The organism is Micromonospora globispora, from assembly GCF_003857015.1.
Lineage (GTDB): Bacteria > Actinomycetota > Actinomycetes > Mycobacteriales > Micromonosporaceae > Micromonospora > Micromonospora globispora.
In genome coordinates, this window is record NZ_QGGF01000090.1 from 1 (window position 1) to 12,869 (window position 12,869).

Annotated in this window: 16 protein-coding genes and 2 pseudogenes; 11 read left to right on the forward strand and 7 right to left on the reverse strand. The window is 73.6% G+C overall.

All coding sequences use genetic code 11. The features are described from left to right. A pseudogene (locus DKL51_RS03290) lies at positions 1-285 on the forward strand (glycoside hydrolase family 3 protein); the annotation flags it as partial. A gap of 9 nt (positions 286-294) precedes the next feature. Here the strand turns inward: DKL51_RS03290 and DKL51_RS03295 are convergent. Both DKL51_RS03295 and DKL51_RS03300 read right to left on the reverse strand, forming a co-directional pair. Beyond that, the gene (locus DKL51_RS03295; RefSeq protein WP_109948205.1) at positions 295-582 is read right to left on the reverse strand and encodes a GNAT family N-acetyltransferase; all 288 of its coding nucleotides are present in this window, start codon (positions 580-582) and stop codon (positions 295-297) included. Then, positions 579-1,805 carry a cysteine desulfurase-like protein gene (locus DKL51_RS03300; protein WP_109948206.1) on the reverse strand — a complete coding sequence of 409 codons (1,227 nt, stop codon included), beginning with the start codon at positions 1,803-1,805 and terminating at the stop codon, positions 579-581. Before DKL51_RS03300 ends, DKL51_RS03295 begins: the two co-directional genes overlap by 4 nt. Positions 1,806-1,880: 75 nt before the next feature. Here DKL51_RS03300 and DKL51_RS03305 point away from each other — a divergent pair, with 75 nt between their 5' ends. The 7 genes and pseudogenes from DKL51_RS03305 to DKL51_RS03335 all read left to right on the forward strand — a co-directional run bounded on the left by DKL51_RS03305 (position 1,881) and on the right by DKL51_RS03335 (position 6,291). Further along, entirely contained in the window at positions 1,881-2,246 is a 366-nt protein-coding gene (locus tag DKL51_RS03305; protein ID WP_109948207.1) for a hypothetical protein, read from the forward strand. A 58-nt stretch (positions 2,247-2,304) separates the two neighbouring features. Continuing rightward, complete coding sequence (locus DKL51_RS03310) at positions 2,305-3,126, forward strand: DUF1206 domain-containing protein (protein ID WP_109948208.1); 822 nt, start codon at positions 2,305-2,307, stop codon at positions 3,124-3,126. Between the two features lie 72 nt (positions 3,127-3,198). Further along, a complete protein-coding gene (locus DKL51_RS03315; RefSeq protein WP_109948209.1) occupies positions 3,199-4,395 on the forward strand; it encodes a mechanosensitive ion channel family protein in 1,197 nt (398 codons plus the stop codon). 294 nt (positions 4,396-4,689) lie between these two features. Beyond that, positions 4,690-5,124, forward strand: a complete 435-nt coding sequence (locus DKL51_RS03320; RefSeq protein WP_109948210.1) for a phage holin family protein — start codon at positions 4,690-4,692, stop codon at positions 5,122-5,124. Then, a pseudogene (locus tag DKL51_RS37390) lies at positions 5,121-5,319 on the forward strand (DUF3618 domain-containing protein); the annotation flags it as partial. The gene DKL51_RS03320 and the pseudogene DKL51_RS37390, both read left to right, overlap by 4 nt. Before the next feature lie 205 nt (positions 5,320-5,524). Continuing rightward, positions 5,525-5,797, forward strand: a complete 273-nt coding sequence (locus tag DKL51_RS03330) for a DUF4235 domain-containing protein (protein WP_109948212.1) — start codon at positions 5,525-5,527, stop codon at positions 5,795-5,797. 290 nt (positions 5,798-6,087) lie between these two features. Then, positions 6,088-6,291, forward strand: a complete 204-nt coding sequence (locus DKL51_RS03335) for a cold-shock protein (RefSeq protein ID WP_013732668.1) — start codon at positions 6,088-6,090, stop codon at positions 6,289-6,291. A 118-nt stretch (positions 6,292-6,409) separates the two neighbouring features. Here the strand turns inward: DKL51_RS03335 and DKL51_RS03340 are convergent, their stop codons facing one another. Together DKL51_RS03340 and DKL51_RS03345 are read right to left on the reverse strand one after the other, a co-directional pair. Next, positions 6,410-6,604, reverse strand: coding sequence for a hypothetical protein (locus DKL51_RS03340; RefSeq protein WP_109948220.1), 195 nt, complete (start codon positions 6,602-6,604; stop codon positions 6,410-6,412). 119 nt (positions 6,605-6,723) lie between these two features. Then, positions 6,724-7,707: an aldo/keto reductase gene (locus DKL51_RS03345; RefSeq protein WP_109948213.1), complete on the reverse strand. Its 984-nt coding sequence runs from the start codon at positions 7,705-7,707 to the stop codon at positions 6,724-6,726. Positions 7,708-7,793: 86 nt separating this feature from the next. Between DKL51_RS03345 and DKL51_RS03350 the strand changes: the two genes are divergently transcribed. After that, positions 7,794-8,588 (forward strand): trans-aconitate 2-methyltransferase, encoded by a 795-nt coding sequence (locus DKL51_RS03350; RefSeq protein WP_109948214.1) that lies wholly within the window; start codon positions 7,794-7,796, stop codon positions 8,586-8,588. Further along, positions 8,585-9,610 carry an adenosine deaminase gene (locus DKL51_RS03355; RefSeq protein WP_109948215.1) on the forward strand — a complete coding sequence of 342 codons (1,026 nt, stop codon included), beginning with the start codon at positions 8,585-8,587 and terminating at the stop codon, positions 9,608-9,610. The genes DKL51_RS03350 and DKL51_RS03355 overlap by 4 nt, the downstream gene beginning before the upstream one ends. Here the strand turns inward: DKL51_RS03355 and DKL51_RS03360 are convergent. The 3 genes from DKL51_RS03360 to DKL51_RS03370 form a co-directional block, all read right to left on the reverse strand. After that, positions 9,567-9,854, reverse strand: coding sequence for a hypothetical protein (locus DKL51_RS03360; protein WP_109948216.1), 288 nt, complete (start codon positions 9,852-9,854; stop codon positions 9,567-9,569). The genes DKL51_RS03355 and DKL51_RS03360 overlap by 44 nt on opposite strands. 239 nt (positions 9,855-10,093) lie before the next feature. Further along, the gene (locus DKL51_RS03365; RefSeq protein WP_109948217.1) at positions 10,094-11,485 is read right to left on the reverse strand and encodes a HAMP domain-containing sensor histidine kinase; all 1,392 of its coding nucleotides are present in this window, start codon (positions 11,483-11,485) and stop codon (positions 10,094-10,096) included. Between the two features lie 29 nt (positions 11,486-11,514). Then, positions 11,515-12,204, reverse strand: a complete 690-nt coding sequence (locus DKL51_RS03370) for a response regulator transcription factor (protein ID WP_109948218.1) — start codon at positions 12,202-12,204, stop codon at positions 11,515-11,517. Between the two features lie 73 nt (positions 12,205-12,277). Here DKL51_RS03370 and DKL51_RS03375 point away from each other — a divergent pair. Further along, positions 12,278-12,869, forward strand: a 592-nt coding sequence (locus tag DKL51_RS03375; protein WP_185734691.1) for an ADP-ribosylglycohydrolase family protein, incomplete at its 3' end; no start/stop codon positions are given.

Consider the following 12,869-nt stretch of genomic DNA (forward strand, 5'->3'; position numbering starts at 1 on the left):
GTATCAGAGACAGGCCCCAGCACCGTCCGGTACGCCGAGGACGACGTCCCCGCCGACCCGACCGCCGGCGCCGTCGGACGCCCGGTCGTGCTGCTCGTGCGGGACCTGCACCGGCACGACTGGATGCGCGCCGCGGTGGCCCGGTCGCTGGCCGCCCGGCCGGACGCGGTCGTGGTCGAACTGGGCGTCCCCGAGCTGGTCACCGGCGCCGTCCACGTCGCCACCCACGGCGCCACCCGGGCCGCCGCCCGGGCCGCCGCCGAACTGCTCACCGGCGCCCGCTGACCCTCGGGCCTACGGCTGGGTGGTGACCAGGTCGCCGTACTCCGGGTGGCGCTTGATGAACGCCGCCACGAACGGGCATTTCGGCACCACCCGGCCCCCGCGCTCGCGGATCTGGTCCAGGGTGCCCCGGACCAGCGCCGCGCCGACGCCCATGTTCTGGAAGCGCTGGTCGACCTCGGTGTGGGTGAAGACCAGCACCTCGCCCCGCGGGACGTACGCGGTGAAACCCGCCAGCGCGTCGTCGACCAGGATCTCGAAGCGGTGCTTGGCGGGGTTCTCCTCGACCAGGAAGCTCACCGGCCCATTCTCTCCCCACCGTCGGCCAGCCGGTCCAGTTCGGCCAGCAACCGGTCCACCTCGTCAAGGGTGTTGTAGTGGTAGACGCTGGCCCGGACGGCCCCGCCGCTGTCCCGCAGCCCCATCGTCTGGAAGTACTCGTAGGCGTAGTAGTCCCCGGAGGAGAGGCAGAAACCCGCCCCGCCCAGCGCCGCCGCGGTCTCCGCCGGGGTCAGCCCGGCCACCCGGAACGACACCGTCGGGCAGCGCCGCGCCGGGGAGCCGTACACGGTGACCGCGGGCAGCCCGGCCAGCCCGGCGAGCAGCCGGTCGAAGAGCCGCTCCTCGTGGGCCTGGGCCGCGGCCAGTCCGGCGCGGACCCGGTCCCGCCGGCTGCCCGTCGCCGCCGGGTCCAGGGTGGCCAGGTGGTCCACCGCGGCGGCCACCCCGGCCAGCAGCGGGAAGCTCGGGGTGCCGTACTCGAACCGGTCCGGCACCGCGTCGGAGGAGGGGACCAGCTTCGCCGGGCGCAGCTTCTCCCACCGGGCCGGGTCGGCGACCATCGCCGCCAGGTGCGGCCCGGACCACTTGTAGGCGCTGGTGACCAGGAAGTCCGCGCCGAGGGAGGCGACGTCGGTGGGGCCGTGCGGCACCGCGTGCACCCCGTCGACGCAGACCAGCGCGCCGGCCGCGTGCGCGATCTTCGCGATCGCGGCCACGTCGGGGGTGGTACCGATGGCGTTGCTGCCGGCGGTCACCGCGACCACCCGGGTCCGCTCGCCGACCAGGTCGGCGTACTGGCCCGCGGGCAGCTCGCCGGTGGCCGGGTCGAACTCCGCCCACCGCACGGCGGCCCCGGCCGCCTCGGCGGCCTGCACCCACGGCCGGACGTTCGCGTCGTGGTCGAGCCGGGAGACCACCACCTCGTCGCCCGGCCGCCAGCCGGCGCCGAGCGTCCGGGCCAGCGTGTACGTCAACGCGGTGGCGCTCGGCCCGAGCACCACGCCGTCGGGGTGGGCGCCGACCAGGTCGGCCACCGCCGAACGGGCCGCCGCGACCAGTTCCAGTGAGCGCCGACCGGGGACGAAGGCGGTGCTGCGGTTGCCCACCGCGGCGCGCATCGCGTCGGCGACCGCGTCGACCACCGGCTGGGCGGTCTGGGTGCCGCCGGCACCGTCGAAGTGGACGAAGCCCTCGGTCAGGGCGGGGTAGGCGGCCCGGGTCCGGGCGATGTCGAACGGCATGCGGGGCACCCTAACCCGGCCGCTGGTGATCACCGGGGGGTGGCGGCCCGGGAGACGTCTCGTACCCTTGGCCGGGTGACGACCCGACGCGTTTCCCCCTCGCTGACCCCCGTCCGCCGGGCCGCCGGCCTGCTGGCCGCCCTCACGCTCGGCGCGGCGCTGCTCGCCGGCTGCAGCTCCGACGGTGCCGACACCGACTGCGGCCTGGACGCCTGCACGGTCACCTTCGACCGCGGCGTCGACGCCAGCGCCAGCATCCTCGGCGTCGAGGCGAAGCTGGTCGGCGCCCAGGGTGACCAGGTGACCGTCGAGGTCGCCGGGGAGCAGCTCTCGCTCACCGTCGGCCAGCAGGCCACCGAGGTGGGCGGCCTCCAGGTCAGCCTGGACAGCGTCACGGACCAGCAGGTCGTCATCCGGGTGGCCCGCAACACCAGCAGCTGACCGGCCCGGCGGCGGTGGCCGACGTTTGGAAATCTTCGCATCCGGAGATTGAGGCGCCATGTCACTCACCCGGAACGCCGAAGCCACCGCCTCGCAGGCCGCGAACAGCAGGTGGCTCGAACTGTTGACCCGGGCCGGATTCATCGGCTACGGCATCGTGCACCTTCTCTTCGCCTGGCTCGCGCTGCAGATCGCCTTCGGCAAGTCGGGCGAGGAGGGCAACCAGAACGGTGCCCTGCGCACCCTGGGCGCCCAACCGCTGGGCAAGTTCCTGCTGATCGCGGTCGCGGTCGGTCTGATCGCCATGGCGATCTGGCAGGCGCTGGAAGCCGCCTTCGGGCACCGCTTCCTGCGCGGCAAGGATCGGATCTTCGAGCGGATCGCGTCCGTCGTCCGCACGGTGGTCTTCCTCTGGCTCGCCTGGACCGCCATCAAGGTCTTCCAGGACGCCAGCTCCAACGCCGCCGACAAGCAGCAGGCCCTCTCCGAGAAGCTGATGGCCTCCAACGGGGGCCGGTGGCTGGTCGGGCTGGCCGGTCTGGTGCTCGCCTGCGTCGGCATCGGGATGATCATCTACGGGCTGAAGAAGAAGTTCGAGCGGAACCTCAAGATCGGTGCGATGAGCCCGAAGACGCACACCCTGACCCGCCGCCTGGGCATGGCCGGCTACGCCGCCCGGGGCGCCGTCTTCGCGATCGCCGGCTTCCTGATCATCGTGGCCGCGGTGAAGTACGACCCGGCGAAGGCCCGCGGCCTCGACGCCGCCCTGCGTACCCTGCGGGACCAGGCGTACGGCCCCGTCCTGCTGACGCTGATGGCGCTCGGCATCGCCGCATTCGGTCTCTACTGCTTCCTCCAGTCCCGGTACCGCAAGGTCTGACCTGGTTGAAGCCGCGTCCCGCCGGGCACCATTGGGCTTTTGCGCCGAACGCCGGCCGGAGGGAGAGAACCTGTGCAGAGCTACCTCGGAACGGTCGCCGCCGCGCTGGGCGCGGCGGCGATCGCGTTGTTGCTGGTCGAGGTGGTGCACCGGGTGATCCGGCGGCTCGGCCGACGCTCGCTGCTGATGACCGAGCTGACCGACCACGCGCACCGCCCGTTCCAGGTGGCCGGCACCATCCTCGCGGTCCAGTTCGGGGTCCGGTTCAGCACCGGGTACGCGGTCGGTACGGCGTGGCGGCAGGTGGTGCTGCACGTGCTCGTGCTCGCCGTCATCGCCAGCGCCGCCTGGCTGGTCGCCTCGCTGTTCGTGGTGATCGAGGACACCGCACTGGCCCGGTTCCGGGTCGACGTGCCGAACAACCGGCACGCCCGCCGGGTCCGCACCCAGGTGGTGCTGCTGCGGCGGCTCACCATCGCGGTGATCGTCATCCTGACGGTCGGCGTCATGCTGATGACCTTCCCGGCCGTTCGCGGTATCGGCGCCGGCGTGCTGACCAGTGCCGGTGTCGTCGGTGTGGTCGCCGCGCTCGCCGCGCAGAGCCTGCTCGGCAACGTCTTCGCCGGCCTACAGCTCGCCTTCAGCGACGCCGTACGCCTCGACGACGTGGTGGTCGTCGAGGGTGAGTGGGGCCGGATCGAGGAGCTGACCCTCAGCTACGTGGTGGTGCAGATCTGGGACGACCGCCGGCTGATCCTGCCCACCTCGTACTTCACCAGCACCCCGTTCGAGAACTGGACCCGCACCGAGGCCGCGGTCCTCGGCACCGCCGAGTTCGATGTCGACTGGGCCATCCCGGTGCAGGCGATGCGGGAGGAGCTGCGCCGCCTGGTGGAGTCCAGCGACCTCTGGGACGGCCGGGTCTGCGTCCTGCAGGTCACCGACGCCACCGGCGGCATGATCCGGGTCCGGGCGCTGGTCAGCGCCGCGGACGCCGGCAGCCTCTGGGACCTCCGCTGCCTGGTCCGCGAGCAGCTGGTGGCCTGGGTACGCGACCAGCGGCCGACCGCGCTGCCGCGGATTCGTGCCGAGGTGGGTGACGGCGTCGGCGCCCTGCCGTGGCAGGCGGTCCAGCCGCGCCGGCCGGTCCGCCGGCTGCCGGAGACGGAAGCGCCGGACGACGCGCGGGTCTTCGGCGGCAGCGAAGACGGCCAGGCGCGCAGCGAGGCCTTCGTCGGCCGCGAGGAGCACGCCGACTCGCGCCGCTGACCCCGTATGGAGCCCCCGGACTGCCGCCGCGCCGGCACCCGGGGGCTCCGCCGTGTCCGGCGCGGGTCCCGCCGCGTTGCTCCCGACGGGACCCCTCCGGCGGGCCGTCGTCGGATCGCTGTCCGGGGTGAGGTTTGTCCGGCCGTTTCCGGGGGAGCCTGCTGGCACGCCCGGTGTCCGGTCCGCAGCCCGTGGATCGGACGGCGGGTGATGCGGTCCGACCGACCGCTCCGCGCAGGATTGACGGGCGGCGACTCCGGGCATACAGCGCGGTGATGATGAAAGGAGGACAGCATGGCTGACGTCGCGAGTCGTAGCACGTCCCGGACCGGGAGCGAGCCGTCCACCGCCGAACTGGTGCAGCGGGCCACCGAGCAGGTCTCCCGGCTCGTGCGGGACGAGCTGGCGCTGGCCCGGGCGGAGCTCACCCAGAAGGGCAAGCACGCCGGCATCGGGATCGGCCTCTTCGGCGGCGGTGGGGTAATGGCCCTGTACGGGTCGGGCGCGCTGGTGGCCGCCGTGATCCTGCTGCTGGCACTGGTGATGCCCGGCTGGCTGGCCGCCCTGATCGTGGCGGTGGCGCTCTTCGTGCTCGCCGGGATCCTCGCGCTAATCGGCAAGAAGCAGGTCAGCCGTGCCGTCCCGCCGGTGCCGGAGGCGACGGTCCGCAGTGTCCGGGCGGACGTCGACACCGTCGCCGCCGCGGTGAAGGACGGGAGGCGGGGATGACGGGCAATGGGACCGGTGACACGGAGGCGCTCCGCGAGGAGATCCGCCGTACCCGGGTGGAGCTGGGCGAGACGATGGAGCTGTTGGCCGCCAAGGCCGACGTCAAGGCCCGCCTGAGGGAGTCCGCCGAGCAGGCGAAGGGACGCATGCGCGAACAGGCCGCGCTGACCATGGCCCGGGTGCGCGGGCAGGCGGCACAGAAGGCCGGCGAGGTGCGCGGGCAGGCCGCGCAGAAGGCCGGTGAGATGCGCGGGCAGGCCGCGCAGAAGGCCCGCGTCGCGCGGGTGCAGGCGTACGAGAAGGGGGACGCGCTCCGGCGCAACCCGGCGCCGTGGGCGGCCGTCGCGGCCGGCGCACTGGCGACCGTGGTGGTGCTGCTGATCGTCCGAGGGAGGCGCAGGTGAGCAAGCGCATCGGCAGGGCCGCCTACAAGCCGGTCGGAGTGATGCTCGGGCTGGCCGCCGGTACGGTCGCCGGGGTGATCTTCCGGCAGGTCTGGAAGCTGACCGCCGGCGACGGGGAGGCGCCCAGCGCCACCGACGAGGACCGGCGCTGGGGCGAGATCCTGGCCGCCGCCGCCCTGCAGGGCGCGATCTTCGCGGTCGTCCGGGCCGCGGTGGACCGCGGCGGCGCGGTCGGCGTACGCCGGCTCACCGGCCGTTGGCCCGACTGACCCTTCCGGGCGTCGGCCCCTTTCCTGTCATCGACGGGGAAGGGGCCTTTCGCATCGACCCGCCGGCCCACCCAGTGGATCTGCCGCATCCGTCAGGTCACATGTCGGAGAATTTCGTCCGGTAGGCTGTGCAGAGTTTTTGCGTACGTGGTTTGCTGTTCCACGCTGTTGAGAGATGGCGTGGGTTGAGAGAAGTCTCCTTCACCGGGGGCCGCCTCAGGCGCCGCTGCTCGAAAACGGCCAATCGGCCGCACGGCGTGCTCGGCCGCCAGTTTTAGAAGGAGATACACATGGCGCAGGGAACCGTGAAGTGGTTCAACGCTGACAAGGGCTTCGGCTTCATCACCGTCGACGGCGGGGGTGCTGACGTGTTCGTCCACTTCTCGGCCATCCAGTCCAGCGGCTACCGCACGCTGGAGGAGAACCAGCGGGTGGAGTTCGAGATCGCCCAGGGTCAGAAGGGTCCGCAGGCCGAGCAGGTCCGCCCCCTCTGACCGGTGCCGGCCGGCCGCGCCGGCCGGTGCGATCCGGTAGCCGGATCGATGTGAAGCCCCGTGTCCCACCCCCGGGATGCGGGGCTTTCCGCGTTCCCAGGGTGGTGTGGGCGCGGCGTCAGGGCCGCCGACGGGCGCGCATGCCGTACCAGAGGGTGACCAGTCCGATCAGGACGACGACCAAGCCGATGACCGTCCAGATCCGCTGGTCGGTCATCACGCTGCCGCTGACGTAGCCGAGGCCCTGCACGGTCCAGACCGCGCCGACGACCACGGCCAGCAGGCCGAGCGTCAGCCGGAACCAGCCTCTCATCAGAGTCCCCTTCCGGCCGGACGGCACCGCTCCAGCATGCCCGGCGTCGTCGGTCGACGGCGCCGCCGCGCCGGTTCCGGTCGTCGCATGGTCGGGGCCGCTCGCGGTGGCCGCATCGGTCACCACCGGTCGTGCACCTGCGGGCGGATCAGCTCGTCGTACGTCTCCCGCACGGCGCCCAGTTCCGCGTCGGTCAGCGGGGGCAGGTCGGCCGCGGCGGCGTTGCGCCGGGCCTGCTCGGCGTTGCGGGCGCCGGGGATGACGACGGTGACGCCGGGCTGGTCGAGGATCCAGCGCAGGGCGAACTGGGCCATGGTCCGGCCGTCGCCGACCAGCGGCGCGAGCCGGCGTACGGCGGCCAGGCCGAGGTCGTAGTCCACACCGGAGAAGGTCTCGCCGACGTCGAAGGATTCCCCGTGCCGGTTGAAGTTGCGGTGGTCGTCGGCGGGGAAGGTGGTGTGCTCGTCGTACCGCCCGGAGAGCAGGCCGCTGGCCAGCGGCACCCGGGCGATGATGCCCACCCCGGCGGCCGCGGCGGCGGGCAGCACCCGCTCCAGGGGCTTGTGCCGCACCGCATTGAGGATGATCTGGACGCTGGCCACGCCCGGCCGGGCGATCGCGGTGAGCGCCTGGTCGCAGGTCTCCACGCTGACCCCGTACCCGGCGATCCGCTTCTCGGCGACCAGGGTGTCCAACGCGTCGAAGACCGGGTCGTCGTGGAAGACCGCGGTGGGCGGGCAGTGCAGCTGGACCAGGTCCAGAGTGTCCACCCCGAGGTTGGCGCGCGACCGGTCGGTCCAGGCCCGGAAGTTGTCCAGGGTGTACGCCTCCGGCGTCTGTGGCACCCGACGGCCCATCTTGGTGGCGACGGTCAGCCCGTGCCCCGGCCGCTCGCGCAGGAACCGGCCGATGAGCTGTTCGCTGCGGCCGTCGCCGTACACGTCGGCGGTGTCGAGGAAGGTGACTCCGGCGTCCACGGCGGCGGCCAGGACGTCCATCGCCGCGCTCTCGCTCACCTGGCCCCAGTCGGCGCCGAGCTGCCAGGCGCCGAGTCCGACGATGCCCACGTGCCGGCCGAGCCGGTCGAAGCTGCGCTGTTCCACCCGACCGAGCCTAGTGAGCCGCTTGCCGGGCCGCGCGGCGGGCCGTAGGGTCATAGCAAGACGGACGTACGGTTTGGGAGGCTGTGATGTGGGACCCGACCACCTACCTGCGCTACGGCGACGAACGGTCCCGGCCGTTCCACGACCTGGTGGCACGGATCCCAGCCGAGCGCCCCCGGGCCGTCGTCGACCTCGGCTGCGGCCCCGGCACCCTCACCGTCACCCTTGCCGACCGCTGGCCCGACAGCCGGATCACCGGCCTGGACTCCTCCGCCGAGATGATCCGGCGGGCCGGCGGGCTGGCCGGGCCGGTCAGCTTCGCCGTCGCCGACGTCTGCGACTGGCACCCGGCGGCGGACGTGGACGTGGTCGTCAGCAACGCGGTGCTCCAGTGGGTCCCCGGCCACCAGGAACTGCTCGTCCGGTGGGCCCGGGAACTCCCGGCCGGGGCCTGGCTCGCCGTCCAGGTGCCCGGCAACTTCGACGCCCCGTCGCACCGGGCCATGCGCGAGGTGGCCCGCCGTGACCGGTGGCGCGACGTGCTGACCCCGCTGCTGCGCGAGGCGCCGGTCGACGACCCGGTGGACTACGCGGCGCTGCTGGTCGGTGCCGGCTGCGCGGTCGACGCCTGGGAGACTACCTACGTGCACCAGCTCCCGGCCGCCGCCGACGCGGACCACCCGGTGCTGGCCTGGATGGAGGGGACGGCGCTGCGTCCGGTCCGGGCCGCGCTGGACGGCGCCGACTGGGCGGATTTCCGCGCCGAGCTGGGGGTACGACTCGCCGAGGCGTACCCCGTCCGGCAGGGTCGGGTGTACTTCCCGTTCCGCCGTATCTTCGTGGTGGCCCGCACCGGCGCCCGTGCAGAGGAGAACCTGTGACCGACCTGCCCACCTTCATCGCCGGACTGCCCAAGGTGGAGCTGCACGTGCACCACGTCGGCTCCGCCTCGCCCCGGATCGTCGCCGAACTGGCCGCCCGGCACGAGGGACGCAGCCCCGTCCCGGCGGACCCGGACCAGCTCGCCGACTACTTCGCGTTCCGCGACTTCGCCCACTTCATCGAGGTCTACCTCAGCGTCGTCGACCTGATCAGGGACCCGGAGGACGTCTGGATCCTCACCCACGAGGTGGCCCGGGAGCTGGCCCGCCAGCAGGTCCGGTACGCCGAGCTGACCGTCACGCCGTACTCCCACGTGCACCGGGGCATCCCCGCGCCGGCGTTCTGCGAGGCGATCGAGGACGCCCGCAAGCGGGCCGAGGCGGACTTCGGCATCGCCCTGCGCTGGTGCTTCGACATCCCCGGTGAGGCCGGGCTGCCGGCCGCCGAGGAGACCCTGCGGATCGCCCTGGAGGAGCGACCGGACGGGCTGATCAGCTTCGGCCTGGGCGGCCCGGAGATCGGGGTGCCCCGGCCGCAGTTCAAGCCGTACTTCGACCAGGCCCGGGCCGCCGGGCTGCGTTCGGTGCCACACGCCGGGGAGACCACCGGCCCGGAGACCATCTGGGACGCGCTGCGCGAGCTGGGCGCCGAGCGGATCGGGCACGGCATCTCCGCCGCGCTCGACCCCGAGCTGCTCACGTACCTCGCCGAGCGGCAGATCGCCCTGGAGATATGCCCCACCTCCAACGTGCGTACCCGGGCGGTGTCGGTCATCGAGGAGCACCCGCTGCCGCAGCTCGTCGAGGCCGGGCTGCTGGTCACCATCAACTCGGACGACCCGCCGATGTTCGGCACCACCCTCGACGACGAGTACGCGGTCGCCGCCCGGCTGCTCGGCGTGGGTCCGGAGGGGCTGGCCGGGCTGGCCCGAAACGCGGTGACCGCCTCGTTCCTCGAGCCGGGGGAGAAGGCGCGGATCAGCGCCGAGATCGACGCCTACCTGGCGGCCGCGACACGCTGACCGGACGGGACGGCACCGGCCGCCGGGACACCCGCAGCGGCCGGCGCCACCCGGCGAGGACGACTCCGGCGCCGAGCACCCCGCCGATCGGCACCGCCATCAGGGCGGCCAGCAGCGGCGCGGCGGTTTGCGGCCGGTCCGGGCCGTACGCGAGCACCGGGTCCTGCCAGGCGGCGAGCGTGAGGGCGATGCAAACCCCGATCACCGCGGCCCAGCGGAGCAGGCGGTTGACGGTCGGCGTCATCACGGTCACCTCACGCCCGGGGTGCGGTGGGATCGGGGAGTGGCGCGCGGCGGGAGCGAGGTGTGGGGGGACCGAACTCCCGCCGCGCGACGGCTCCACGGCCGGGGGTGTTACGGGGCGTTCCGGCCGAGGGAACTGATGGGTTCGGATCTGATCCTGACAGGCGGCGCCGCCCGTGGCACCGTCGTTAACCGGGACCTAAGGAAGACTTGCGCCGGCGCACAGCCGCGGGCCCGGCCTCAACGCTGCCGGGGCCAGCGGCGCCCGCCGGTCTTCTGCTCCCGGACGTCCCGCGCCATCCGGCCGACCAGCCCGAACCGGCTCACCTGCCGGGGCGTCGCCTCCGGATCGGCCAGCAGCATCACCACGCTGGCCCCGCCCAGCTGCGCCCGGTCGATGCTCACCGACCCGTTGGACTGCAACGCCACCCGCTTGGCGATGTCCAGCCCCAGCCCGGTCGAGCCCTGGTCGCTGGCGCCGCGGCGCAACGCCCGGTCCGGGTTGGCAATGCCGGGGCCGGCGTCGTCGATCCGGATCGCCACGTACCCGTCCCGCCGGCTGACGGCCACCTCGAAGGCGGTGCCCTGCGGCGTGTAGCGGAAGACGTTGCCGATCACCGCGTCGAGCGCGGCGGCCAGCTCGGCCCGGGGCACCGGCGCGGGGATGCGCAGCTGCGCCCCGCTGATCCGGTGCGGGCGGTTCTGGTCGCCGGCGAGGGCCGCCCAGAACACCATCCGGTCCCGGACCACCTCGCTCACGTCGCACATCGCCGGGCCGGCCTCCTGGCTGACCGCCTTGCGGGTGTTCGTGATCAGCTCGTCGACCTCACCCTCCAGGGTGACGATGGCCTGGCGGATCCGCCGGATGCCCCGTCGACGGTCCAGCTCCGCCTCGCTGAACGCCCCGACGCTGGTGTCGTCGGAATCCAGCGCCTCTGCGTCGAGCCGGAGTGCGGTCAGCGGTGTCCGCAGCCGGTGGGACAGGTCCGCGACGAGTTCCCGTTCGTTGGCGCGCAGCGCCACCAGCCGGTCCGCCATCCGGTTGAACGCGTGCCCGGCCTCGGCCAGCTCCCGGGGCCCGCTCGGCTCGACCTGTACGCCCAACTCGCCGTCACCGATCGCGAGGGCGGCCTTGACCAGGTCGCCGGCCGAGTCGACGGTACGGGCGGCGACCCGGTCGACCACGATGACCGCGGCGCCGATCAGTGCGACCGCCACCCCGATCAGCAGCAGCCACCGGCCGCCAGCGCCTTCGTCGAGCACGGAGTCGGGGACGAAGACCTCCACCACCGCGACCTTGTCGCCGAGCACCACCGGGTCGAGCCGGAGCACCCCGCCGGGCACCTCGGTGACCACGGAGCGGCGGTCGGCGGCGGCCCGGGCCAGCGCGGCCGGGTCGGCTCGACCGGCGGACTCGTCGACGCCGAGCCCGTGGACGACGGGGCGGGTGGCCGGGTCGTCCCCGCTGGCCGCCACCGCCCGCTGGACGACCGCCGGTTCGGTGCTGACCGCGAGGGCGCCGGTGACCAGGGCGCTGCGCCGGGCGGCGTCGGCGAGCTGGTGGTCGCGCGCCTGGTCGCCCAGGTTGATGCCGAGCGGGATGAGGAAGGCGAGGGCGACGAGGCTGCACATGCCGGCGGTGAGCCAGGCCAGCGTCGGCCTCAGTCCGGCGCCACCAGCCGGAAGCCGACCCCCCGCACGGTGCGCAGGTAGCGCGGCTTCGCCGCGGTCTCGCCCATTTTGCGGCGCAGCCAGTACAGGTGAACGTCGATGGTCTGGTCCTCGCCGACCGATGGCTGCCGCCATACCTCCTCCAAGAGTTCCCGCCGGGACACTACCCGGCCGGGACGTGCGGCGAGATACGCCAGCAGGTCGAACTCCTTGCGGGTCAGCGCCAGCGGCTCCCCGTCCAGTACCGCGCTGCGCTCGCCCACGTCCACCCGCAGCCCGCCGACGGTGTGCACGGCCGGCTGCACCGTACGGCTGGCCCGGCCGACCCGGCGCAGCACCGTGGTGATCCGGGCATCCAGGTGGGCGCCGGTGAACGGCTTGACCATGTAGTCGTCGGCGCCGGCGCGCAGCAGTCGGACGACCGACTGCTCGTCGTCGCGGGCGGTGGCGATGATGATCGGCACGTCGGTGATCCCGCGCAGCATCCGCAGCGCGTCCGAGCCGTCCAGGTCGGGCAGGCCGAGGTCGAGCACCACCAGATCGGGCGTCTCGGCGGCGACCCGGCGCAACGCGTCCAGCGCCGAACCGACGGCGTGCACGGCGTGCCCCCGATCGCTGAGGGACCGCAGCATCGCGCCGCGTACGACGTGGTCGTCTTCGACCAGGAGGACGGTTGCCACGACAGCACCGTACTCGGGATGGCAAGTTGATCGCGTTGCGGCACTCCTGCGAACCGGGCAAGCTGGGACGACGATGCCCTTCACGCTCTTCCCCGACACCCGTCTGGCGCTCGCCCGGGACGCCCTCGCGGGGCTCTCCGTCGGCGACGCTCTGGGCTCGCAGTTCTTCGTGCCCGGCCGGCACCCCGAGGATCTCGCCGCCGGTCGGCTGCCGCCACCGCCATGGCAGTGGACCGACGACACCGAGATGGCCTGCTCGGTGGTGGGCGCCCTGGCCGCCACGGGACGGATCGACCGGGATCGGCTGGCGCTGGACTTCGCCGAGCGCTGCGAGCCGTACCGGGGCTACGGGCCGGGGGCGGTGAGCATCCTCCGGCTCATCCGTACCGGGACGCCCTGGCCGGTGGCGGCCGCTTCGGCGTTCGACGGGCAGGGCTCCTGCGGCAACGGGGCGGCGATGCGGGTCGGACCGCTCGGCGCGTGGTACGCCGACTCGACCCGCCGGGCCGCCGAACAGGCCCGGGCCTCGGCCGAGGTCACCCACGCCCATCCCGAGGGCATCGCCGGAGCGGTCGCGGTGGCGGTGGCCGCCTCGCTCGCCACCCGGGCCCGCCTGGACGGGGACCGCCCACCGCCGGACCGCCTGCTCGGCGCGGTCGCGGCGG